Source organism: Sphaerisporangium perillae (genome assembly GCF_023276435.1).
Taxonomy (GTDB): Bacteria; Actinomycetota; Actinomycetes; order Streptosporangiales; family Streptosporangiaceae; genus Sphaerisporangium; species Sphaerisporangium perillae.
Genome location: NZ_JALLPO010000061.1, coordinates 13,205 through 35,767, shown reverse-complemented (window position 1 = coordinate 35,767; position 22,563 = coordinate 13,205). Strand labels below are relative to the sequence as shown.

Genomic DNA, 22,563 nt, shown 5'->3' with positions numbered 1-22,563 from the left:
GTCAACGTGGTCGCATGCCGCCGGCCCGCAGGGGCCAGTAACGCAGGACGACGCGGCCGACCAGGAGAGAGGAGGGCACCGCCCCGAAGTCCCAGCTGTCCTTGCGCCCGGGGGCACGCTGGTTCTCGCTCTCCAGCCACCAGCCGCCGTCCTCCGAGCGCCACGCCGCCCGTTTGACGATCATCTGCTCCGGGTCTCCGGGCAGCCGGGCGACCACGAGATCACCGGGCCTGACCCGCGGGTCGCGGCGCACCACGAGCCAGTCGCCGGGCCGTAGAACGGGCAGCATCGACTCCCCTTCGACGCGCACCCTCATGAACGACATCCCCCTCCGCTTCCAGGAATCAAGGCGAGTAAGTTGGGAACCGGATAGTGCTGTCTGTTAATCAGCATCAAGGAAAGGAAACCGATGCTCGCACGACTGCTGCGGCCGGGCCATGTCGCCTCCGCGCACTGCGACCTCCCCTGCGGGATCTACGACCCCGCACAGGCTCGCATCGAGGCGGAGTCCGTGAAGGCGATCATGCAGAAGTACGCCGACAACGATGACCCCGTCTTCCGCGCCCGGGCCTTGACGATCAAGGAGGAGCGGGCCGAACTGGTCAAGCACCACCTGTGGGTGCTGTGGACGGACTACTTCAAGCCGCCGCACCTCGAGACGTACCCCCAGCTCCACCAGCTGTTCTGGGACGCGACGAAGCTCGCCGGCGCGGCCGGCGCCAAGGGCACCGTCGATGTGGGCAAGGCCGAGGACCTTCTCGGGAAGATCGACGAGATTTCGAAGATCTTCTGGGAGACCAAGGCCGCCTGAGCCTTGCAAAGCCCGATTCTGGCCTCGCGTGGTCCCTCATCGCGCGAGGCCAGAGGTCTTTCATGGCCGCAAAACCCGCCCAGGGCAGCGGTATGTCAAGGAATGGGCAGCTGGGCGTCAGGGAAACCGGCCGCAATTCCACAAGATCACGACTATCGGCGCGTCCCAGTCCTGCACGATGGGGCACGGGGCGGTAAGTTGCTAATCAGCAGCTCTGTGCGAGGAGGAACGTGACCGACGAGACAGCGACGCGTGCGGACGACATCCCCGATGGGCTCTCGGGGATCCGTGATGCTGTCAGCGTGCGCCTGCCCGCTGCCAGCGCCTATCTGTCCGTGCTCCGTACGGCCACCGCAGGGCTGGCGGCACGGCTCGACTTCACGCTGGACGAGATCGAAGATCTTCGTATCGCGGTCGACGAGGCCTGCGCCATGCTGCTGGGCCATGCCGTGCCCGGCACCGACCTGATCGCCGAGTTCGAGCTGACCGGGCAGGAGATGATCGTCCGGGTCGAGGTCAGCACGGTCGGCCAGGCAGAGCCCAAGCGCGACGACTTCGCGTGGATGGTGCTCACCGCGCTTACCGACGACGTGGACGCCGAGACCGACTCCCCCGACCGCATGGCGATCGTGCTGCATAAGCGCCGAGGGTCTGCGAGGCTGTCGTGACGGAGAGGACCCGCGCCGTGGCCGGCAGTGACAGCACCGTCCCCGACAGGGTGCGGGCCCGTGGCCTGTTCGGCGAGCTGGCCGAGCTGCCGGCCGACGACCCGCGCCGCCAGCGCATTCGTGACGAGCTGGTCGAGCTCCACCTGCCCCTAGTCGAGTACCTCGCCCGGCGCTTCCGCAATCGGGGAGAGTGGCTCGACGACCTGACGCAGGTCGCCACCATCGGCCTGATCAAGTCGATCGACCGGTTCGATCTCGAGCGGGGCGTCGAGTTCTCGACGTACGCCACGCCGACCATCGTCGGCGAGATCAAGCGTCACTTCCGCGACAAGGGCTGGGCCGTCCGGGTGCCCCGCCGCCTGCAGGAGCTCAAGCTCTCGCTGACCAAGGCCATTAGCGAGCTGTCGCAGCGCCAGGGCCGGGCTCCGACCGTCGCCGAGCTGGCCGCCCATCTCCAGATGTCCGAGGAGGAGGTGCTCGAGGGCCTGGAGTCGGCCAACGCCTACTCCACCGTGTCCCTGGACGCCCCCGACTCCGGCGACGACGACGCCCCGGCGGTGTCCGACTCGCTCGGCATCGTCGATGAGTCCCTGGAAGGCGTCGAATACCGCGAGTCGCTGAAGCCGCTGCTCGAACGGCTGCCGCCTCGCGAGAAGCGCATCCTGCTGCTGCGGTTCTTCGGGAACATGACGCAGTCGCAGATCGCCACCGAGCTCGGCATCTCGCAGATGCACGTCTCGCGCCTGCTCGCCCGCACTTTGGCCCAGCTCCGCGAGGGCCTCACCGCCGAAGACTGAACCACCGCCGAGCGATCATCGCGGAGGAGCCGCCGGGGACTGACACGCGCCGCAGGCCGGGTCAGTCTTCGATCATGGCGCGCGTCGTGGCGGGCGCCAGCAGCCCGACCAGGCCGGCCAGCGCGACCACGGCCAGGAGCACGCCGAGAACGATCTGCTCCGACTGGAACAGCGAGACGGCCACCGGCAGCGCGAAGATCTGCGTGACCACGCCCGGCGCGCGGCTCCACCGGGCGGCGCCGAGCAGGCCGTAGGCCACCCACAGCAGGGCCGCGCCGATGATGACGCCGAAGGCGGAGACGGCGATGGAACTGCTCACGTCCGCCGGCGTGCCGATGATCGTCTCCACGGCGGCGTAGCCGCCGAGCGCGATGGCGGTGACGCCCTCGATCGCGAGGACGACGGCGGCCACGGTCAGGGTCACCGGACGGTTCGACATATCCGGTCACCCTACTTGACCCAAGTCGCGGGTCCCCAGCCGGTGGATACGCTGGGCGGCATGCGCGCACTCCTCCTGATCAACCCGATGGCGACGTCGACCAACCGGCGCACCAGGGACGTCCTCATCCGCGCACTCGGCGCGGCCGTCGACCTGTCGGTGGAGGAGACCGGGTACCGAGGGCACGCGACCGTGCTGGCCGGAACCGCGCGAGAGAAGGGGTTCGACGTCATCGCCGTCCTCGGCGGCGACGGGACCATCAACGAAGCGGTGAACGGCATCGTCGAGGGCGGGCACGCCCGTCCCGCGCTGATCGTGATCCCAGGTGGGAGCGCGAACGTCTTCGCCCGGTCGCTGGGGCTGCCGAACGATCCGGTGGAGGCGACCGGCGCGGTGCTCGAGGCGATCCGTGAGGACCGGCGCCGCACGATCAACCTCGGCCAGGCCATCTGGGAGGAGAACACCCTCGACGACGGCACACCCGAGGTCCGTCCACCCGGCGCGAGCGACGAGACGGCCCACGGCCCCGCGTCGCCCACCAGCCGGTATTTCACGTTCTGCGCGGGCCTGGGGTATGACGCCGAGGTCGTGCGCGCCGTCGAGGGCCTGCGCGGCGCGGGGTACAAGGCCTCCCCGAGCCGGTACATCAACACGGCGTTGCGGCACTACCTCATCACCGACCGCCGCCATCCCGCGCTGCGGCTGGAGCGCTCGCGCCGGACCACGGTCGACGGCATCTTCATGGCGATCATCTCCAACACCGCGCCGTGGACCTACGCCGGCAGCAGGCCGATCAACCCCACGCCGTGGGCCGGGTTCGACACGGGCCTGGACATGCTCGGCCTGCGGCGCATGGGAGTGGCGGCCATGCTCGGGCTGCTCCGCCAGATCGTCGGGGAACGTGTGGGCCTGCCCAGAGGCGGGCATCTCGTCCATGTGCACGATGAGGAGGAGTTCACGCTGACCGCCAGGCGACCGATGGCGTTCCAGCTTGACGGCGACTATCTGGGCGAGCGCGAACGAGTGACCTTTCGGTCTATACCATCGGCATTACAAGTCCTGGTCTGATCTGTTACATCCCGTCATAGTGTGATGCATCCGACATCCATATCCGGCAAAACGTTCCGTCAAACCTCTTGCGTGACCTGGGCCTGCCTGAAAAGCTCAACACGACGTCGGAACGTAGGACGTTTGAGGATCCCACCCTGATCCTCGAAGGTCTGCGGCGATGACATGAGCTTCCTGGCCCCCCACCCCAAGGCCCAGGCAAAAGTTCGCCCTGGTTAGTGAAACAGTTCACAAACATCCGTCAGTCACCGGACGGAGCCGCAGGCTCCACCTACGAAGGAGTGGAACGCATGGACTGGCGCCACCGCGCTGCCTGCCGTGACGTGGACCCCGAGTTGTTCTTCCCGATCGGCAACACCGGCCCGGCACTCATGCAGATCGAAGAGGCCAAGCAGGTGTGCCGCGCCTGTCCGGTCAGCGACCCGTGCCTGAAGTGGGCCATCGAGTCCGGCCAGGACGCTGGTGTGTGGGGCGGTCTAAGCGAGGACGAGCGTCGCGCTCTCAAGCGCCGCACCGCCCGAGCCCGAGCCCGCGCGGGCGTCTGACGCCGCGACGCACCCCCCGCTCACCGGACCCCGTTCTGGAACATCTTCCCCATCCACGCGCGCTTTCCGCACCGCCCCAGCGTCGTGGCGTACGGAACCAAACGCCCGGCATCGCCCCGCGCGATGGCCGGGCGTAGCAGTTCTCGAAGACGGCCTCCATCTTGCGAGGACGGGCGTCTTTCCGCGGACGGCCTCCGGCGCCCTGCCGCGGCGGGTGACCACTATGCCAGGAGTTCCGCGGCGGTGACCATCCGCCGGTGGCCCGTGCGGCGGTGAACGCTACGCCGGCTGCACCGGGATGGTCAGCGAGACCTCGGTGCCCCCGCCCTCACGCGGCCGCACCGCCAGCCTCCCAGAGAGCTCGCCCACGACGAGCGTGCGGACGATCTGCAGGCCCAGGCTGGTCGACGCCTCCAGGTCGAACCCCTCGGGAAGCCCCTGGCCGTCGTCGGCGACCACGAGATCGAGCCGCTCCTCGGTGCGCGACACGATCACCTTGATCGTCCCGCTGCCGTACGCGAAACCGTGCTGCACGGCGTTCTGCAGCAACTCGGTCAGCACCATGGCCACCGGAGTGGCGATCATCGCGGGCAGCATGCCGAAGCTCCCCACCCGGCGCGGCATCACGTTGGCCGCCGAGACCTCGCCGGTCATCGCGATCACCCGGTCGGCGATGTCGTCGAAGTCGACGATCTCCTCGGGCGTGTGGGACAGGGTCTCGTGCACGATCGCGATCGAGCCGACCCGGCGCACGGCCTCCTCCAGCGCCTCGCGCCCCTCCGGCACGCGCAGCCGCCGCGCCTGCAGCCTGAGCAGCGCGGCCACGGTCTGGAGGTTGTTCTTCACCCGGTGGTGGATCTCCCGGATGGTCGCGTCCTTGGTGAGCAGCTCGCGCTCGCGGCGGCGCAGCTCGGTCACGTCCCTGATGAGCACCAGGGCCCCGATGCGGCCGCCGCCGACGATCAGCGGGATCGCGCGGAGCTGCACCACGTTGGCGCCCGCCTCCACCTCGGTCTCCCGCGGCGCGCGCCCGCTGGCCACCAGCATCAGGTCTTCGTTGATGGGCTCGCCGGTGTAGCAGAGGGCGGCGGTCGTCTTGCCGAGCTCCGAACCGACGAGGTCGGCGTTGAGCCCCAGCCGCCGGTAGGCCGACAGCGCGTTGGGCGAGGCATAAGTGACCCGGCCGGCCCGGTCGAGCCGGAGAAGCCCGTCTCCGACCCGCGGGGAACGGACCAGGATCGGCCCCTCGTCGGGGAAGGGGAACCGGCCCTCGGCGACCATCTGCGCCAGGTCCGAGGCGCTCTGCAGGTAGGTCAGCTCCAGCCGGGAGGGCGTGCGCGCCGAGGACAGGTTGGTGGACCGCTGGATGACCGCCACGAAGTGGTCGTCGCGCCGCACCGGGATGGTCTCCTCGCGCACGGGCACGCCGCTGGACCAGTCGGGGTCGCCCTCGCGGCAGATGCGGCGCTCGCGCCACGCCGTGTCGATCAAAGGACGCTCCCCCGCCGCCACGATCGACCCGACCACGTCGTCGTGGTACACCGTCGGACCCGTCGTCGGGCGCATCTGCGCGACGGCCACCCACGCGGACTCGTCGCGCAGCGGGATCCACAGGATCAGGTCGGCGAAGGACAGGTCGGCGAGGAGCTGCCAGTCGGAGACCAGCGAGTGCATCCACTCCAGATCGGCGGGATCACAGGTGGTGTGACGGGCCACCAGTTCGCTCAGAGTCGGCACCTGTGCATCATGCGTGCTAACCCCTGCCCAACGCGAATCGAGGGTGGCTGCCCTGGGAAGATTCCCTTAATGGAGCACACAGAAGTGCCCGCTTACCCCGCGGAACCTGCGGTGGGCGTGCCCGCCGACACGAGCGGGGCCGCCGGCGAGGTCCAGACAGGCGAGACGATGACCACAGACCCCCTGGCCCGGTTGCGCAGCGCCGCCGCGGCCCGGGACGCGGCGGGACTCAGGCGCGTCCTGCGCCCCCGCACCCCCGACCACGACGGCCTGATCGACCTGGCCTCCAACGACTACCTCGGGCTGGCCCGCGACGAGCGGCTGATCGCGGCCGCCGTACGGGCCACGCGCGAGTGGGGCGCGGGCTCCACCGGGTCGCGGCTGGTCACCGGCACCACGACGCTCCACGCCGAACTGGAGGAGCGGCTGCGGCGCTTCGCGGGCGGTGCCCGGGCGCTCGTGTTCTCCTCGGGCTACCTGGCCAACCTCGCCGTAGTGGCGACGCTCGGTGCCGGCGGGCTCGTGGTGAGCGACGAGGGCAACCACGCCTCGATCATCGACGCCTGCCGCCTCTCCCGGGCCCGCGTCGCGGTCACGCCGCACAAGGACGTCGAGGCGGTGGAGAAGGCACTGGCGAACCGCGCCGAGGAGCACGCCGTCGTCGTCACCGACGCGGTCTTCTCCGTCGACGGCGACCTCGCGCCCGTGCGGGAGCTGTACGAGGCGACCATGCGGCACGGGGCCCTGCTGGTCGTGGACGAGGCGCACTCCCTGGGCGTGGTGGGCGAGCGCGGGCAGGGCGCGGTGCACGCCGCCGGGCTCGCGGACGCCCCGACCGTTGTGAGAACCGTCACACTGTCCAAGTCCCTGGGCTCCCAGGGTGGAGCTGTGCTATGCGCACGCGAAGTGGTGGAAACCCTGATCGACACGGGTAGGGCGTTCATCTTCGACACCGGCCTCGCACCCGCTCCCGTTGCCGCGGCACTCGCGGCCCTTGATATCGTGAGCGACCATCCTGACCTGCCAAGACAGGCTCGGCATAATGCGTCGGCACTGGCCCGCGCGGCCGCGGACCGTGGCTTTCCCGCGACGGACCCGGCGGCGGCCGTCGTACCGGTCGTGCTCGGCCCGCCGGATGCCGCGCTCTCCGCCGCCGCGGTGCTCGCGGAGCACGGAGTGCGCGCCGGATGCTTCCGTCCGCCGTCGGTGCCAAAGGGCCGGTCTTGTCTGAGATTGACCGCACGGGCCAATCTGAGTTCGGATGATCTCGCGGTGATCGGACGCGCGCTCACCGCAGTGGCCGAGATGAAGGTGAACGTGTGACGGACGACTCCCCCCGAATTCCCAAGTACTACGACGTCAAACGGAACTTGCTGGAACTCACCAAGTCTCTGCCCGCGGGAGCGGCGCTGCCGCCCGAACGCGCCCTCGCCGTGCGCTTCGAGACCTCCCGCACGACCGTCAGGCAGGCGCTCACCGAGCTGGTCGTCGAGGGACGGCTGCTGCGCATCCAGGGCAAGGGCACCTTCGTCGCCCAGCCCAAGGTCGCCCAGGTGCTGCAACTGACCTCCTACACCGGAGACCTGCGCACGGTCGGCCTCGAACCCGACACCAAGATCCTCGACATCAACTACATCACGGCCGACGAGACCCTGGCCCGGCGCCTGTGCATCAACCCCGGCGGGCGCGTGCTGCGCATCCACCGGCTCCGCCTGGCGAACGGCGAACCGATGTCGATCGACACCACCCACCTGTCCGCCCGGCGCTTCTCCCGGCTCCGCCGCGAGCTGGAGGTGCACGCCTCGCTGTACGAGACCCTGCATAACGCCTACAACGTCCAGCTCACCGAGGCCGAAGAGATCATCGAGACCGTGCTGGCGACCCCGTACGACGCCCAGGTGCTGGGCGTGGACGTCGGCCTGCCGATGCTGCTGCTCACCCGGCACGCCTTCGACGCCGAGGGCAACCCGGTCGAATGGGCCCAGTCGCTCTACCGGGGCGACCGGTACAAGTTCGTCACCCGCCTCCACAGACCGCCGGAGTCCGGCCTCTAGGGTGGTGCCGGTGAGCATTCTCGTGGTCACCGGCACCGACACCGGTGTGGGCAAGACCGTGGTCGCCGCGGCCGTCGCCGCGCTCGCGCGCGGGCGCCAGGCGTCCGTCGCGGTGGTGAAGCCCGCGCAGACAGGGGTGGCCCCGGGCGAGCCGGGGGACCTGGACGAGGTCATCCGGCTGTCCGGCGTGACCACGACGTTCGAGTTCGCGCGCTACCCCGACCCGCTGTCCCCGGCCGCCGCGGCCCGCGCCTCCGGCCTGCCTCCCGTCTCCCTCCTCGACGTCGCCGAGCGCGTCACCGAGCTGGCCCTCACCCATCGCCTGGTGGTCGTCGAGGGCGCGGGCGGCCTGCTCGTGCGCTTCGACGAGGACGGCGCCACGATCGCCGACCTGGCCCACACGGTCCGCGCCCCCGTGCTGGTGGTCGCCAGGGCCGGGCTCGGCACGCTGAACCACACCGCGCTGACCCTGGAGTCCCTCGCGGGGCGGGGACTGGACCTCGCGGGCGTGGTGATCGGCTCCTGGCCTCGCGACCCAGGGCTCGCCGAGCGGAGCAACGTGACCGACCTGGAGACGCTGGCCGCCCGGCCGCTGGCGGGCGCGCTTCCCGAGGGCGCCGGGGCGCTGGATCCGGCCGCGTTCGCCCGCGTGGCGCACGACGGACTGGGGCCCCCTCTCGGCGGCGGGTTCGACCCTTCCCGGTTCCGGGCAACCCTTAGTCTGTGACGCAACCGACAAGGGAGCAGCAGGACCGATGAGTATGGACATCCTCGAGATCGCCCGGGTTCAGGTGCTTGAAGAGGGTCGGGGGCTGTCCTCCGCTCAGGCCCTGCGCTGCCTCGAACTGCCTGACGACCGCCTTCCCGACCTGCTGGCCCTGGCCCACGAGGTACGCATGGCCTGGTGCGGCCCAGAAGTCGAGGTGGAGGGCATCATCTCGCTGAAGACCGGCGGATGCCCGGAGGACTGCCACTTCTGCTCCCAGTCCGGGCAGTTCACCTCCCCCGTCCGGTCGGTGTGGCTGGACATCCCCTCGCTCGTCGAGGCGGCCGTCGAGACGGCCGCGACGGGCGCCACCGAGTTCTGCATCGTCGCGGCCGTGCGCGGGCCCGACCAGCGGCTCATGGACCAGGTGCGCGAGGGCGTCAAGGCCATCCGCGAGGCCGTCGAGATCAACGTCGCCTGCTCGCTCGGAATGCTCACCCAGCAGCAGGTCGACGAGCTGGCCGAGATGGGCGTCCACCGCTACAACCACAACCTGGAGACCGCCCGCTCGCACTTCGGCAGCGTGGTGACCACCCACACGTGGGAGGAGCGCTGGGAGACCTGCGAGATGGTCCGCGAGGCCGGCATGGAGCTGTGCTGCGGCGGCATCATCGGCATGGGAGAGACCAGGGAGCAGCGTGCGGAGTTCGCCGGCCAGCTCGGCGAGCTGCGGCCGGACGAGGTCCCGCTGAACTTCCTCAACCCGCGCCCCGGCACGCCGTTCGCGTCGTACCCGCTGGTCGAGGGCCCCGAGGCGCTGAAGACCGTCGCGACGTTCCGGCTGGCGCTCCCGCACACGATCCTGCGGTACGCCGGGGGACGCGAGCTGACCCTCGGCGACCTCGGCACGCGTGACGGCATGCTCGGCGGCGTCAACGCCATCATCGTCGGCAACTACCTCACGACGCTCGGCCGCTCGCCCGAGCGCGACCTCGCGCTCCTGGCCGACCTGAAGATGCCCATCAAGGCGCTGTCGCAGGCCCTGTGACGCCGCTGAAACGCCCGATGAACAGGCTAGATGGGGCCCCAAGGATTGACCGGGGCGAGAACAGGTAAGTTCACGTCATGGAGTCTGCAAAGCACGCCGGTGACATCGCGGTCGCCGTCTCACGAGCCTATGGTGCCGACGTCATGTTCACCTTGTCGGGCGGGCACGTCTTCCCGTTGTACGACGGGGCGGTCCATGAGGGGATGCGCATCGTCGATGTGCGGCACGAGCAGAGCGCGGTGTTCGCCGCGGAGGCGACCGCCCGGCTGACGCGGCGTCCGGGCCTGGCGGTGCTCACCGCCGGCCCCGGCATCACCAACGGTGTCAGCGGCGTCGCCACCGCCCATTTCAACGGCTCCCCCGTCGTGGTGATGGGAGGCCGGGCGCCGGCGTCCCGGTGGGGGTCCGGCGCGCTCCAGGAGATGGACCACCCGCCGCTGTTCGAGACGATCACCAAGCTGGCGTTCACGGCGGGCGGCGCCGACTCGATCGGCCAGGACGTCGAGATGGCGTTCCGCACGGCCGTCGCCCCGCACCGCGGGCCGGTGTTCCTCGACTTCTACATGGACCACCTGTTCTCGCCCTCCCCGGCGCACCAGGCCGAGACCATGACGCCGTCCCCGCTGGAGCCCGACGCGGACACCCTTGCCACCATCGCGAGGCTGATCACCGAGGCCGAGCGTCCGGTGCTCGTGCTCGGCTCGGACGTCTGGATGGAGGGCGCCGAGGAGGCGGCCCGCGACTTCGCCGAGGCCTTCCGGCTGCCGGTGATCCCCAACGGCCAGGGGCGCGGCATCCTGCCGGCCGGGCACGACCTGCTGGCCGCCCGGGCGCGGGGCGTGGCGTTCTCCCAGGCCGACCTCGTCATCGTCGCGGGCGCCCCGCTCGACTTCCGCCTCGGCTACGGCTTCTTCGGCGGCAGGGACGGCGCCCCGCTGGCGAAGGTCGTCCACCTGGCCGACGCCCCCTCGCACCTCGCCACCCATGTCGACACGGCCGCCTCGGCGTCCGGCGACCTGTCGGTGCTCTTCTGGGGGCTCAGCACGGCCTGCGCGGACGCCGGGGTGTCGCCCGCCGCCCACGCCGCCTGGGTCACCAAGCTGGCGGAGGCCTCGGCGGCGGCCGTCGCGGGCGACGCCGAGCTGCTCGCGTCGGACGCCGACCCCATCCACCCGATGCGCATCTACGGCGAGCTCAACCGCATCCTGGACGACGACGCCGTGGTCATCGGCGACGGCGGCGACTTCGTCTCCTACGCCGGCAAGTACATCGAGCCCCAGCGGCCCGGCTGCTGGCTCGACCCCGGCCCGTACGGCTGCCTGGGCACGGGGCTCGGCTACTCCATCGCCGCCCGCATCGCCCGCCCGTCCTCGCAGGTCGTGCTGCTGCTCGGCGACGGCGCGGCCGGGTTCTCCCTGATGGACGTCGACACGCTGGTCCGCCACAAGCTGCCGGTCGTCATGATCTGCGGCAACAACGGCATGTGGGGGCTGGAGAAGCATCCCATGCAGATGCTGTACGGCTACGACGTGGCCGCCGAGCTGCAGCCCCAGTGCAGGTACGACCAGGTCGTCACCGCTCTCGGCGGCGGTGGCGAGCTGGTGACCTCCCCGAAGGAGATCGGCCCCGCGCTGCGCCGCGCCTTCGACTCCGGCGTGCCGTACATGGTGAACATCGCCACCGACCCGCAGATCGCCTACCCCCGCACCACCACCGGCATCTGACCGGCGCGGCCCGTGTCCGCGCCGGCGCTCAGCCGGCCCTCGGCCCGGGCGGGCTCCCTCGGCCCGGGCGGGCTCCACAGGGCCTGCTGCGAGGCCCTCGGAGGCGCTCCGGCGCTCAGGTGGCCGAGGGGGTCGGCGTCGGGGACGGGCTCTCGCTGGGGTCGCCGCAGGGGATGCCCTGTTCCACGACGATGGTCACGGGCCGGTCGACCGCCCAGGAGGTGCCGGCCGCCGGCGTCTGGTCGAGCACGCGGGTGCAGCCCTCGTCGCTCGGCTCCCCGCTGATGTCCACCCTGACCTTGAAGCCGGCGGCCCGCAGCTTGGCGGTCGCCTGCGTCTGGTGCAAATTGATCACCGCGGGCACGACCCTCTTCGCCGCCGGGGACTTGGTGACCGAGGGGGAGGGCGAAGGGCTGCGGGTCTTGGTCGGGCTGGGCGACGGCGAGGGGCTCGTCGGGGTCGGCGAGGCGGAGGGCTTCTCCGAGTGCCCGGACCCTGCGACCGTGGGACGCGGTGACTGGACCGGCCGAGGCGAGCGTGCGGGCTTCGTGGGGGACGGCTCGCCCTCGCTGGGAGAGGGGGACTGCGTCCCCTCCACCTCGGCCGACGCGCCGGCGCTGGCGATCTGGTTGTACGCCACCGCGCCGACGCCGCCCAGCAGGGCGCCCACCGCGATGACACCGACGATCAGGCCGGCCTTGCCGCGTTGCGGGGCGGTCTTCCTGCGGCCGCGCGAGCCGCGCTGGACGGGCGGGCCGGCGGTCGCCGTGGTGGGCGGCGAGTGCGCGCCGGTCGGCGGGCCCGCGGCGGGCATGATGTACGGAGGCGGCGGGGCGGTCGAGGGCCCGGCCTCGCCGTCGCCCCAGCCCGCCGGGCCCATGCGCACCCCGGTCTCGGGGGAGGCGAACTGGTGGGGATGCCCGGCCGTCTGCTGGGGATACCCGGCCCCCTGGTGCGGGTTCCCGCCCATCGTCGTGGTGTGCTCGGAGGAGACCATGCCGGTCAGCCCGGTGACGCCGGAGACGCCCATCGCGCCGCTGCCGTCCCTCATCGCCCGCCGGGCGGCCACGCTCATCTCCGCGGCGCTGCGCCAGCGCCGCGCCGGGTCCTTCACCAGGGCGCGCTCGACGAGATGCCGCACGGCGGGCGGCACGTCGGCGGGCAGCGGCGGCGGGTCCTCCCGGATGTGCTTCAGCGCGATGGTGACGGGGGTGTCCCCGTCGAACGGCCGGTGTCCCGCGAGGCACTCGTAGGCGACCACGCCCAGGGCGTACAGGTCGACGGCCGGGGTCACCGGCTGCCCCTCGGCCTGCTCGGGCGCGCAGTAGGCGGCGGTGCCGAGCACCATGCCGGCGTCGGTCAGCCGGTGGCCGACGTCCGCGCGGGCGATGCCGAAGTCGGTGAGGACGAGCGTGCCGTCCGGGCGGACCAGCAGGTTGCCTGGCTTGACGTCGCGGTGCACGATGCCCCTGTCGTGCACGGCCTGCAAGGCGGAGGCGGCCTGGGCGATGAGCTCCATGGCCGGCTCGGGCGCGATGCGGGTGAGCCGGGTGAGCAGCCGGTCGAGCGGCTCGCCGTCGACGAACCGCATCACCAGGTAGGCGGTGGGGCCGTCCCCGGGCACGTCGCTCACGCCGTAGTCGTAGACGTCCACGACGCCGGGATGGTTGATCGTGGCCATCGCGCGGGCCTCCCCCTGGAAGCGCGCGGCGAAGCCCGGGTCGTCCATCCGGCCTGGTAACAGCACTTTTACGGCGACGGTGCGGGCAAGGACGGTGTCCTCACCGCGCCACACCTCGCCCATGCCGCCGGCGCCGAGACGGACGTCCAACCGGTAACGTCCCGCCAGCATGGTCCCTTGGGCAACCATCTCTCCCCCGCTAACCCCATTCCGTCCAACCCGACGTCACCCCAGAGTTCTCCAACAAAGCGGATTTGTGTCGCGACCAGGTCACGGCGGAGTCACAAAACCCTGTGGCCGTACGGCTCGTGCCGGGGTGTCAGCAAGCCGTAACGCCGTGTTCGACGCAGCGGGCGGACCAACCCCGCGGCGTCACCTGCACCACCAGCCGGCGTCGGCACGCCGGGCAGTAGCGAGGCGGCTCCATGAGCCGCGCGGCCTGACATGCGGAATGGTCCTCGTCTCCTGCGAGACGTCCGCAATGGTCGCAGTAAGGGCTCACGCCAAGAGCGTATTCCATCGTTCCCTGCCAAGGCCGTCAACCGGCGAAGGTGGTGCGAGCCCGCGCGAACAGGATGGCGGCGGACAGCGAGTGCGCGACCGTGCCGCGAGGCCCGCACCCGTAGGCTGGCCCGCATGACGATCGCCCCAGGGCTGCGCGCCGAGATTCTCATCATGGTCGAGCGGGGAGACACCGCGATCAAGGTGGGCAGCGGGGACGTCCCCGTGCTCGGCACGCCGCGGCTGCTGGCGATCGCCGAGGCGGCCACCGTACGCGCCGTCCAGGACCACCTGGCTCCCGGGCAGACCTCGGTGGGGACGAAGGTGACGCTGGAGCACCGCGCGGCGAGCCCCGTGGGCACGCACGTGGAGGTCGCCGCCGAGCTCGTCGAGGTGGACGGCCGGCGCCTGGTCTTCGAGGTCACCGCGAGGGACCGCCGGACGACGGTGGCCGTCGCCACGATCGAGCGCGTCGTGGTCGACCGCGAGCGCTTCCTTTCGGGCCTCTCCCGCTGAACCCCGCCGGGCCGCCGGCCGCGATCCACGCGGCGCGCGGTCCGGCGCCGGCCGGCGCGGCCGGGCGGCGGCCGTCATTCGATGACCGCGATCAGGTCACCCTCCTGGATGACATCGCCCTCGGCCACCTTCAGCGCGCTCACGACACCGGAGTCCTCGGCCAGCACCGGGATCTCCATCTTCATCGACTCCAGGATGACCAGCGTGTCGCCCTCGCTCACGCTGTCGCCCTCAGCGACGACGACCTTCCAGACGTTCGCCACCATCTCGGCACGTACTTCCGCCACCGGAACTCCCCTCAATCAAAATGATCCAACTGTGCCCAGAAGGCCGTGCTCATCGTCCCACTCCCGTGAACGGGCACGGGGACGGGACCACGAGCCCATCAGGCATCACGAACGCATGCGAGCGACCAGCCCGGTGTCGTAGTCACCGCCGGCGAACTCGGCGTCGTCCAGCAACTCGGCGAGGAAGGGCAGGTTGTTCTTGGGCCCTTCGACGCGGAAGGCCGCCACCGCCTCGCGGGCCCTGGCCAGCGCCTCCTCGCGGTCGTCGCCGTGGACGCACAGCTTCGCCATCAGCGGGTCGTAGAACGGCGTGACGGTGTTCCCCGCGACATATCCGGAGTCGAGCCGGATGCCGGGGCCGGCCGGCTCCTCCCAGACGTCGATCTTGCCGGGGCCGGGGAAGAACCGCTTGGGATCCTCGGCGTACACCCGAAGCTCGATGGCGTGCCCGCGCGGCGGCGCCGCCGTGAACGTGACGGGCTCCCCCGCCGCGACGCGCAGCTGCTGCTCGACCAGGTCGACGCCCGTGACCAGTTCGGTCACCGGATGCTCGACCTGCAGCCGCGTGTTCATCTCCAGGAACACGAAGTCCTGCTCATCGGCGTCCACCAGGCACTCGACGGTGCCCGCGCCGCGGTAGCCGACCGCCTCGCCCGCCCGCACGGCGGCGGCCAGCATGCGCTCGCGCAGCTCCGGCGTGACGCCCGGCGACGGGGACTCCTCCACGACCTTCTGATGACGCCGCTGGACCGAGCAGTCGCGCTCGCCCAGCGCCACCACGGTGCCGTCGGCCGTCCCGAGGATCTGCACCTCGACATGGCGGGCCCGCTGGATGTAGCGCTCGAGCAGGATCGCCGGACCCGCGCCGCCTCCCTCGGAGCCCGTCCTGCCGCTGAAACGCTCGGCCGCGCGGACGGCGGTCTGGAAGGCGCCGGCCAGCCCGGCCTCGTCGTGGGCGACGCCCATGCCGATGCCCCCGCCGCCTCCCGCGGTCTTGACCATGACGGGATAGCCGATCTCGGCCGCGGCGGCCAGCGCCTGCGGCAGGCCGGTCACCGGCTCACGCGTGCCCGCCGCCACCGGGACGCCGGCGGCCTCCATGAGGTTACGTGCGTTGATCTTGTCGCCCATGCGCTCGATCGCGTCCGGAGCCGGCCCGACCCAGACCAGGCCCGCGTCGATGACGGCCCGCGCGAAGGCGGCGTTCTCGGCGAGGAAGCCGTACCCGGGGTGGACGGCCCGCGCTCCGGTCGCGCGGCACGCCTCGATCACCTTGGCGACGTCGAGGTAGCTCTGGGCCGGCGCGGCGGGGCCGAGCAGGAACGCCTCGTCGGCTTCCCGCACGAACGGCAGGTCGGTGTCGGCCTCCGAGTGCACCGCGATCGCCCGCAGGCCCATGCACTTCACCGTGCGCACGATGCGCCGCGCGATCTCACCTCGATTGGCCACCAGAACGCTCTCGAACACCGGCCGCACTCCCTTCGACGGTTCACCACCTTATGGCCCGACCCCCGTCGGAACCCCTCGCTCCAGACCACCGATCCCCCGTGTCCCATCTGTAGGAACCCCACAATCGGGCGCGAGCGCGGACGGCCGTCCGCACCTTACGCAGAACCTTGCTCACCTGCGGGCAAAGAGCCTCTCAACAGGGACGACAGGCGAAGTACCGACGGCCCGCGCGCGTTCCCGGGCCCTGACCGCCGGGCGGCCGGTTGGAGGGTTGCGCCGATGTCAGAGGCGGGTGGCGGGGGTCAGGCGGTCGATGACCCTGGCCATGGACTCCACCACCGCGGGGTCGTACTCGTCGCCGCCGTCGAGCCGGAGCCGCTCCAGGGCCGCCGCGGCGCGGTCACGGTCGGTGGACCCGCCCACCAGGTCGTCGTAGGCGTTGGCCGCCTTGATGATGCGGCTCGCGAGCGGCGGCACGTCGCGGCCGGTGAACGGGTCACCCTGGCGGCGCACGATGTCGGCGACCCGGTCGAGCACGCCGGTCTTCTTGATGATCTCGGCTCCGAGCTCGGCGATGCTGCGCGCCTGGACCGGATCGGTGAGCACGGTGGCGCCGCCCGGGATCGGGTCGCGCAGGGAGAGCTGGCCGATGTCGTGCATCAGCGCGGCGTACTCGAGCTCCAGCAGCTCGGGCTCGGCCATGCCGAGCTCCCGGCCGATCGCCAGGGACAGGTGGCTCACCCGGCGCGAGTGCCCGGGCTCGACGTAGCCGCCCACCTCGGTGACCCTGGCCAGCGCGCGGACGGTCTGCAGGTAGGTCGCGCGGATGCCCGCGTACTTGCGGAAGGCGACCTGGGTGACCAGCAGCGGGGCCGCGAACACCACCAGGGCGGCGAGGTTCATGCTGTGGGAGGCGAGGGCCAGCAGGGTGCCCGAGGCGGCGACGGCGGCGCCGAGCGGCGCGGCCATGCGCAGCTCGTCGCGGATGGCCACGCGCAGCGCCGTGCGCACCTGCTCGGCGCGCAGCACGGCGGCGATCACCACGTCGGCCGCGAGCATCGCAGTGATGAGCACGGCCATCACGCCGAGCACGACCCACCACGTGCCCTTGCCGTCGTCGGTGGTGGCGTACAGCAGCGAGGCGAGCGGGCGGTAGGCGAAGGCCAGCAGGGCGCCGGAGAGCAGCCGCCGCGCGATCGCGTCGAGTCGCGGCGGCCTGCCGACGGCGAGATGGGGCAGCGCGCCCAGGGTCATCCCGGCCGACATGACGGCCACCACCTGCAGCGCCGAATGCCGCGTCGGCACGCCGCCCACGTCGAGCAACAGGGTGTACCCAAGGGCGGCGGCGGCCCCGATGGGCGCCACCTCGCGGTTGCCCGGCATGGTCAGCCTGGCCAGCTCGCCGGCGGCGACCAGCGCGCCGAAGGCGATCGCGATCTGGGTGTCGACCAGCCCGACGGCGGCCGTGTGGGCGATGCCGGCGACGGTCACCATGCCGGCCGCGCAGATGAGCAGCAGCTGGCCGGAGTCGAGCCCCTGCATGGGCCGCGTCGCGAGGGTCACCGCTCCGACACCACTTCGATCGGAGCCGTCGGGTCGTCGTGGTCCTTGGCGACGGTCTCGACGATCTCGTCGGCCTTCGGCGCGGGCATCTTCCCGGGCGGGTCCCAGCCTCGCCGGTCGACGGCCTTGACGAACGCGCACACCATGACGGGGTCGAACTGGGTGCCGGACTGCTTGCGCAGCTCGGCGATCGCCTCGTCGATGGACTTCGCCTTGCGGTAGGCGCGGTCGGAGGTCATGGAGTCGAAGGCGTCGGCCACGGCGATGATGCGGGCGAACTCCGGGATCTCGGCCCCGGCGAGCCCCATCGGGTAGCCCTTGCCGTCCTGGCGCTCGTGGTGGTGCATGATGCCGGCGAAGGCCTCGTCGAGGAAGTCGATGCCGCGGACGATCTCCAGGCCGCGCATCGGGTGGAGCTGGATCGCGGCGTACTCCTCCTCGGTCAGCCTGCCGTCCTTCTGCAGGACCTTCGTCGGCACGCCGAGCTTGCCGACGTCGTGCAGCATGCCGGCGTAGCCGATGGCCCGCATGCGCTCGGGGCCCATGCCGATCTCTTGGGCGATCATGGTGGAGGCGCTGGAGACGCGGGTGCAGTGACCGCGCGTGTAGTAGTCCTTGGTCTCGACCGCCTGGCAGAGGGCGGCGATCGTGGCATCGTACGACCGCTGCTGCGCAAGGTACTGGCCGAAGGCCCACCGGGCGATGAACAGCGGCAGCAGCACGAGCACCGCCGAGATCGACTGCACGGTGGCCCACAGCCCGGCGATCAGCAGGCCGAAGGTGGCGTAGCCGAGATAGGAGACGAGGAACTGCGCGATGCCGCGCAGCGGCACCTCGTCGAGGTGCAGCTGCCCGGCGAGCGACAGCATGACCGTGAACAGCACGGCGTTCAGCGGCACGAAGACCGCGGCCGCGCCCATGAACGGGCCGAGCAGGTCGGTGAACCGGTCGACGCTCGGCACGTCCTGCGCCCCGCCGAGCCACTCGAAGACCCACCCGGCGGCGTAACCGCAGATGGCGAACTGGGCGCCGTTGAACAGCCGCTTGTGCAGCGGGAGCCCCGGCCGGACGCTCAGAACCGCCGTCGCCCCGACCAGGGCCGCACCCACATCTCCCACCAGCACCACCGCGGCGAGCGCCGCGGAGAAGCTGACCGACATCGCCGCCTGCTCGACGTTGAGCAGCGTCGGCACCGATTCGCAGACCAGGAACAACAGCGCGAGCACCAGCAAGGTGGGCCAGTGGTGCTCGCCCAGACGGTCCGGGACGACAAGGCCCCGGCCGATCAACACCCCCGCCACCCCGACAACCGTGACCAGGTAGACCTTCGCCGGCCAGGGTAGCTCACGCACTGCGACCGCCTCGGGCCGTCACGGGCACGCGCTCAGGTCCAGGAGATGCCCGAAGGCACTTCGATAGCGCCCCCCAGAAGAACCATCACAGCGAGCGCGCCGAGAGCCCATGCCGGGCCGCCGGTGCCCATGGCCGCCACCAGGCGTGTGGCCATTGCCTTAACCATGTGCCGCCTCCACCCATCGAGTCCGGCTTCAGGCTACAGAAACGGAGGTCAGCCGTACGGGAAGTCGAAGAATCGCATCCAAAGCGTAATCAAACCACTACCCGCAGCTAACGCGATCTCGCCCATTCGACCGTGGCCTTGAGACCGGTGAGGAGATCGGTGCGCGGGCGCCAGCCGAGGCCCTCCAGCGCGGGCGCCGGGTCGACCGCCATGGCGGGCAGGTCACCGAGCCGGGCCGGCTCGAACCTCGGCTCGTCGGCGGCCCCCGCGGTGGAGGCGATCATGGAGTGCAGCTCACGGTCGGTCGTCTGCACGCCCGTCCCGAGGTTGAACCTGCGGCCGTCGCCGCGCTCCCCGCACGCGCGGACGAAGCCGTCCACGACATCGTCGACGAAGATGTAGTCGCGGGTCTGGGAGCCGTCACCATAGACGATGGTCGGCGCGCCTCTCAGCAGCGCGTCGGTGAAGATCGACACCACCCCGGCCTCGCCCGTGGGCGACTGGCGCGGGCCGTAGACGTTGGACAGCACCAGCGTGGTGTACGAAAGCCCGTGCAGCGCCCTGAACATCGACAGGTAGATCTCGCCGCTGAGCTTGGAGGCGGCGTACGGGGAGCGCGCGTCGGTCGCCGCGTCGCCCGGGACGGGGATCGCGGCCGGGCGGCCGTACACCGCGACGGAGGAGGCGTAGACGACCTTCCTCGCTCCGGCCGCGCGCGCCGACTCCAGGACGTTCACCGTGCCCTCGACGTTGAGCCGGGCGTCGAACACCGGATCGGCCACGCTGGCCCGGACGCTGATCTGGGCGGCGAGGTGGCAGACGACCTCGGGGCGCCACTCGGCCATCAGCCCGCTCAGCGCGGGGTCTCTGACGTCGAGTTCGTGCAGCCGGAAGCGCGGGCTGCGGACCGCCCCGGTCAGGTTCTCGCGCTCTCCCGATGACAGATCGTCCACGACGGCGACCTCGTGGCCGTCGGCGAGCAGCCGGTCAACGAGGGTCGAGCCGATGAACCCGGCACCGCCGGTTACGAGTAGCCGCATCCCGGCATCTTAGGGGATCGGCCATCGCCCACTCCGACGGGAACCGGCCGCTCAGTCGGCGGCGAGCTCGGCCCGGACCGCCTCGATGCGTTTGAGCACCTTGGACCGGAGATCCTCGGGCACGGGGTCGCATCCGCAGTGCTTGGCGACGAGCTGCTTGACGACCTTCTCCAGCCCGTATTCCTCCAGGCATGGCCCGCACTCGTCGAGATGCTGCCGTATGTCCGACCGGCGGCGGTCGTCCAGCTCGCCGTCCAGGAAGGTGTAGACCCTGTCCAGCACTTCCTTGCAGTCGGTGTCGTGCGGGTTGCCACAGCTCATGCCCAACACCCCGCCAGTGCGCCGTCTCCACGGCCGCCGGTCACCAGGGATCGCCAAGTATCAACCCGCTGCATCACGACGGGTCCTCCGATCGCACAAGCCCGCGTTCGCGCGCGTAGTCCTCGAGTTGCGTCCGCAGCTGGCGCCGTCCGCGGTGCAGTCGGGACATCACTGTCCCGATGGGTGTGCCCATGATGTCGGCGATCTCCTTGTAGGGGAAACCTTCGACGTCGGCCAGATAGACCGCCATCCGGAAGTCCTCCGGGAGGGCGGCGAGCGCGTCCTTGATGTCGCTGTCGGGCAGATGCTCGAGCGCCTCGACCTCGGCGGACTTCAGACCGGCCGACGTGTGCGACTCCGCACGCGCGAGCTGCCAGTCTTCGATCTCCTCTGTGCCGGACTGCTTGGGCTCCCGCTGCTTCTTGCGGTAGCTGTTGATGAAGGTGTTGGTCAGGATGCGGTAGAGCCAGGCCTTGAGGTTGGTGCCTTCCTGGAACTGGTGGAAGGACCCGAAGGCCTTGGCGAAGGTGTCCTGAAGCAGGTCCTCCGCGTCCGCGGGATTCCTGGTCATCCGGAGCGCTGCCGAGTAGAGCTGATCGAGATATGGCATGGCATCACGTTCGAACCGCTCGCTGCGCTGCTCCAGAGTCTCCTCGGCTGTTGTCTTGGAGACCGGACCCACCCCCTTATACGCGCCGTACACAGCCGACAATACCGGCTTGTGCATGACCGCCAGATCGCCGACCTCGGCCATCAGCATGGGACGGAACCTCCTAGCGTGTTTACACGCGTCTGCAACACGCGAGGCATAGCATCTGTTCCCGGTAAGTAGAAGGTGACGAACGACCCGGTACGGGGAAAAAGATACGTACCGGCTGGTAGCGATTCCCCGGAGCCCCGACCGTCCAGGAGCCATTGTGCTGCCCATCCCAGCCAACGAACTGAACGGCTCAGGCGCACTCGGGCCGTACTGGACCTTCTACCACGCCGTCGTCGCCGAGCAGCTGAAGCGGTGGCTCCCCGGCCGGCCCGGACTCGTCCTCGATCTCTCCGGGGGCCGCGGGCGGTGGCCGGCGCAGGCGGCGAACGCGGGGCACCACGTCATCGAGGTCGTCGACTTCCGCCGCCCCCCGGGCGCCACGCTGCGCGACGCCTCCAACAGGATCCGCAAGGTGCGGGCCGACGACCTCGCCTTCCTCCCCGACGCCTCCGTCGACGCGGTCATCGCCGAGGAACGGGCACTGTCGCTGGAGCTGATGGCAGAGTCCACGATCGAAGACATCGTGCGGGTGCTCAAGCCGGGCGGGCGCGTGCTGGCCTGCGTCGACTCGCTGGTGCTCGGCATGGCGATCATGGCCGAGCAGAACTACTGGGCCCACCTGTGCCAGACCGGCACCGGCGAGGTGATGCTCGTGCCGTGGCCGGACGGCAGCATCACCCGCTGTTTCTCCAGCGCCCAGCTTCGCGAGCTGCTGGCGGACGCCGGCCTGGAGGTGGAGTGGGTACGGCCGCGCACGGTGCTGTCCCCCTCGACCGTCGACCACGTCCTCGCCGCCGACACCCGAGCCCTCAACTGGCTCGTCCGCACCGAGCTCGACGCGCACCCCGACGACGACGACACCGTCGGCATCCACCTGGTGGCCAGCGCGCGCAGGCCCGGCTGACGCCGGCGGGGCCGTACCCGGCCTCACCGCCGCCCGCCATGGCCCGCGCGCAGGCTCGCCGGGACCCGGGCTCGCCGGGTCCGTCAGCGGCGGCGTTCCCGCTGGGACTGGCACTGGACGCAGCGAGCGGCCTCCGGGCGGGCCGCGAGCCGGCCCTCGGGGACGGGCTTGCCGCAGTCCACGCACCTGCCGTAGACGCCGGCGTCGAGCCGTCTAAGCGCGTCCACCACGGCCGTGCGCTGCCGCGTCGCGACATCGATCATGGCCTGCGCCCGGTCGGCGTCGGTGAGATCGGATCCCGCGTCCGCCGCCGATCTGTCCCCTACGGCGACCGGGTCACCACGCAGCACCCTGATCGACCGGTCCAGTTCGGCCAGCATGCTCTCCAGTTGGGCGCGAGCGGTCGCGTCGTCCACGAATCCGCA

At 71.0% G+C, this 22,563-nt stretch carries 24 protein-coding genes and 1 pseudogene; 12 read left to right on the top strand and 13 right to left on the bottom strand.

From position 1 onward, the window contains the following. Position 1 precedes the first annotated feature (1 nt). Positions 2–334: pseudogene (locus MYF83_RS38465) on the bottom strand (S24 family peptidase); the annotation flags it as partial. A gap of 75 nt (positions 335–409) precedes the next feature. On the opposite strand from MYF83_RS38465, the gene sodN reads away from it, so the two are divergent. The 3 genes from sodN (at position 410) to MYF83_RS38450 (ending at position 2,276) form a co-directional block, all read left to right on the top strand. Then, positions 410–811 carry a superoxide dismutase, Ni gene (gene sodN, locus MYF83_RS38460; RefSeq protein ID WP_248965744.1) on the top strand — a complete coding sequence of 134 codons (402 nt, stop codon included), beginning with the start codon at positions 410–412 and terminating at the stop codon, positions 809–811. A 230-nt stretch (positions 812–1,041) separates the two neighbouring features. Next, positions 1,042–1,479, top strand: coding sequence for an ATP-binding protein (locus MYF83_RS38455; RefSeq protein WP_248965743.1), 438 nt, complete (start codon positions 1,042–1,044; stop codon positions 1,477–1,479). Beyond that, positions 1,476–2,276: an RNA polymerase sigma factor SigF gene (locus MYF83_RS38450; protein WP_248965742.1), complete on the top strand. Its 801-nt coding sequence runs from the start codon at positions 1,476–1,478 to the stop codon at positions 2,274–2,276. The genes MYF83_RS38455 and MYF83_RS38450 overlap by 4 nt, the downstream gene beginning before the upstream one ends. Positions 2,277–2,337: 61 nt before the next feature. On the opposite strand, the gene MYF83_RS38445 is transcribed toward MYF83_RS38450, so the two are convergent. Then, the gene (locus MYF83_RS38445; protein ID WP_248965741.1) at positions 2,338–2,715 is read right to left on the bottom strand and encodes a hypothetical protein; all 378 of its coding nucleotides are present in this window, start codon (positions 2,713–2,715) and stop codon (positions 2,338–2,340) included. Between the two features lie 60 nt (positions 2,716–2,775). Here MYF83_RS38445 and MYF83_RS38440 point away from each other — a divergent pair, with 60 nt between their 5' ends. Then, entirely contained in the window at positions 2,776–3,783 is a 1,008-nt protein-coding gene (locus MYF83_RS38440; RefSeq protein WP_248965740.1) for a diacylglycerol/lipid kinase family protein, read from the top strand. A 290-nt stretch (positions 3,784–4,073) separates the two neighbouring features. Then, a complete protein-coding gene (locus MYF83_RS38435; protein ID WP_248965739.1) occupies positions 4,074–4,328 on the top strand; it encodes a WhiB family transcriptional regulator in 255 nt (84 codons plus the stop codon). 279 nt (positions 4,329–4,607) lie between these two features. Here MYF83_RS38435 and MYF83_RS38430 read toward each other — a convergent pair whose 3' ends face one another. Next, positions 4,608–6,065, bottom strand: coding sequence for a GAF domain-containing sensor histidine kinase (locus MYF83_RS38430; RefSeq protein WP_248965738.1), 1,458 nt, complete (start codon positions 6,063–6,065; stop codon positions 4,608–4,610). Between the two features lie 69 nt (positions 6,066–6,134). On the opposite strand from MYF83_RS38430, the gene MYF83_RS38425 reads away from it, so the two are divergent. From MYF83_RS38425 to MYF83_RS38405, 5 genes are all read left to right on the top strand, one after another. After that, complete coding sequence (locus tag MYF83_RS38425; RefSeq protein WP_248965737.1) at positions 6,135–7,388, top strand: 8-amino-7-oxononanoate synthase; 1,254 nt, start codon at positions 6,135–6,137, stop codon at positions 7,386–7,388. After that, positions 7,385–8,119: a GntR family transcriptional regulator gene (locus tag MYF83_RS38420; protein ID WP_248965736.1), complete on the top strand. Its 735-nt coding sequence runs from the start codon at positions 7,385–7,387 to the stop codon at positions 8,117–8,119. The genes MYF83_RS38425 and MYF83_RS38420 overlap by 4 nt, the downstream gene beginning before the upstream one ends. 10 nt (positions 8,120–8,129) lie before the next feature. Continuing rightward, on the top strand, positions 8,130–8,846 hold the full coding sequence (gene bioD, locus MYF83_RS38415; RefSeq protein ID WP_248965735.1) for a dethiobiotin synthase: 717 nt from the start codon (positions 8,130–8,132) through the stop codon (positions 8,844–8,846). Between the two features lie 28 nt (positions 8,847–8,874). Next, entirely contained in the window at positions 8,875–9,873 is a 999-nt protein-coding gene (gene bioB, locus MYF83_RS38410; RefSeq protein ID WP_248965734.1) for a biotin synthase BioB, read from the top strand. A gap of 77 nt (positions 9,874–9,950) precedes the next feature. Then, complete coding sequence (locus tag MYF83_RS38405; RefSeq protein WP_248965733.1) at positions 9,951–11,597, top strand: acetolactate synthase; 1,647 nt, start codon at positions 9,951–9,953, stop codon at positions 11,595–11,597. A 115-nt stretch (positions 11,598–11,712) separates the two neighbouring features. On the opposite strand, the gene MYF83_RS38400 is transcribed toward MYF83_RS38405, so the two are convergent. Further along, positions 11,713–13,449, bottom strand: a complete 1,737-nt coding sequence (locus MYF83_RS38400; RefSeq protein ID WP_248965732.1) for a serine/threonine-protein kinase — start codon at positions 13,447–13,449, stop codon at positions 11,713–11,715. Positions 13,450–13,597: 148 nt separating this feature from the next. Continuing rightward, on the bottom strand, positions 13,598–13,798 hold the full coding sequence (gene bsaP / locus MYF83_RS44840) for a biotin synthase auxiliary protein BsaP (protein WP_443729309.1): 201 nt from the start codon (positions 13,796–13,798) through the stop codon (positions 13,598–13,600). A 116-nt stretch (positions 13,799–13,914) separates the two neighbouring features. Between bsaP and MYF83_RS38395 the strand changes: the two genes are divergently transcribed. Beyond that, complete coding sequence (locus MYF83_RS38395; RefSeq protein ID WP_248965731.1) at positions 13,915–14,295, top strand: thioesterase family protein; 381 nt, start codon at positions 13,915–13,917, stop codon at positions 14,293–14,295. A 74-nt stretch (positions 14,296–14,369) separates the two neighbouring features. Here MYF83_RS38395 and MYF83_RS38390 read toward each other — a convergent pair whose 3' ends face one another. The 7 genes from MYF83_RS38390 to MYF83_RS38360 all read right to left on the bottom strand — a co-directional run bounded on the left by MYF83_RS38390 (position 14,370) and on the right by MYF83_RS38360 (position 21,201). Further along, positions 14,370–14,582, bottom strand: a complete 213-nt coding sequence (locus tag MYF83_RS38390) for a biotin/lipoyl-binding carrier protein (protein ID WP_248965730.1) — start codon at positions 14,580–14,582, stop codon at positions 14,370–14,372. A gap of 105 nt (positions 14,583–14,687) precedes the next feature. After that, the gene (locus MYF83_RS38385) at positions 14,688–16,049 is read right to left on the bottom strand and encodes an acetyl-CoA carboxylase biotin carboxylase subunit (protein WP_248965729.1); all 1,362 of its coding nucleotides are present in this window, start codon (positions 16,047–16,049) and stop codon (positions 14,688–14,690) included. 264 nt (positions 16,050–16,313) lie between these two features. Further along, on the bottom strand, positions 16,314–17,573 hold the full coding sequence (locus tag MYF83_RS38380) for an HD-GYP domain-containing protein (RefSeq protein ID WP_248965751.1): 1,260 nt from the start codon (positions 17,571–17,573) through the stop codon (positions 16,314–16,316). 17 nt (positions 17,574–17,590) lie between these two features. Continuing rightward, complete coding sequence (locus MYF83_RS38375) at positions 17,591–18,946, bottom strand: HD-GYP domain-containing protein (protein ID WP_248965728.1); 1,356 nt, start codon at positions 18,944–18,946, stop codon at positions 17,591–17,593. Positions 18,947–19,220: 274 nt separating this feature from the next. Continuing rightward, entirely contained in the window at positions 19,221–20,153 is a 933-nt protein-coding gene (locus MYF83_RS38370; RefSeq protein WP_248965727.1) for an NAD-dependent epimerase/dehydratase family protein, read from the bottom strand. 51 nt (positions 20,154–20,204) lie between these two features. Continuing rightward, positions 20,205–20,474 (bottom strand): mycothiol system anti-sigma-R factor, encoded by a 270-nt coding sequence (rsrA, locus tag MYF83_RS38365; protein ID WP_248965726.1) that lies wholly within the window; start codon positions 20,472–20,474, stop codon positions 20,205–20,207. A gap of 73 nt (positions 20,475–20,547) precedes the next feature. Further along, positions 20,548–21,201, bottom strand: a complete 654-nt coding sequence (locus MYF83_RS38360) for a sigma-70 family RNA polymerase sigma factor (RefSeq protein ID WP_279340649.1) — start codon at positions 21,199–21,201, stop codon at positions 20,548–20,550. Between the two features lie 190 nt (positions 21,202–21,391). Between MYF83_RS38360 and MYF83_RS38355 the strand changes: the two genes are divergently transcribed. Beyond that, on the top strand, positions 21,392–22,138 hold the full coding sequence (locus tag MYF83_RS38355; RefSeq protein WP_248965725.1) for a class I SAM-dependent methyltransferase: 747 nt from the start codon (positions 21,392–21,394) through the stop codon (positions 22,136–22,138). 83 nt (positions 22,139–22,221) lie between these two features. Here MYF83_RS38355 and MYF83_RS38350 read toward each other — a convergent pair whose 3' ends face one another. Beyond that, positions 22,222–22,554 (bottom strand): TraR/DksA family transcriptional regulator, encoded by a 333-nt coding sequence (locus MYF83_RS38350; protein WP_248965724.1) that lies wholly within the window; start codon positions 22,552–22,554, stop codon positions 22,222–22,224. Positions 22,555–22,563 lie beyond the last annotated feature (9 nt).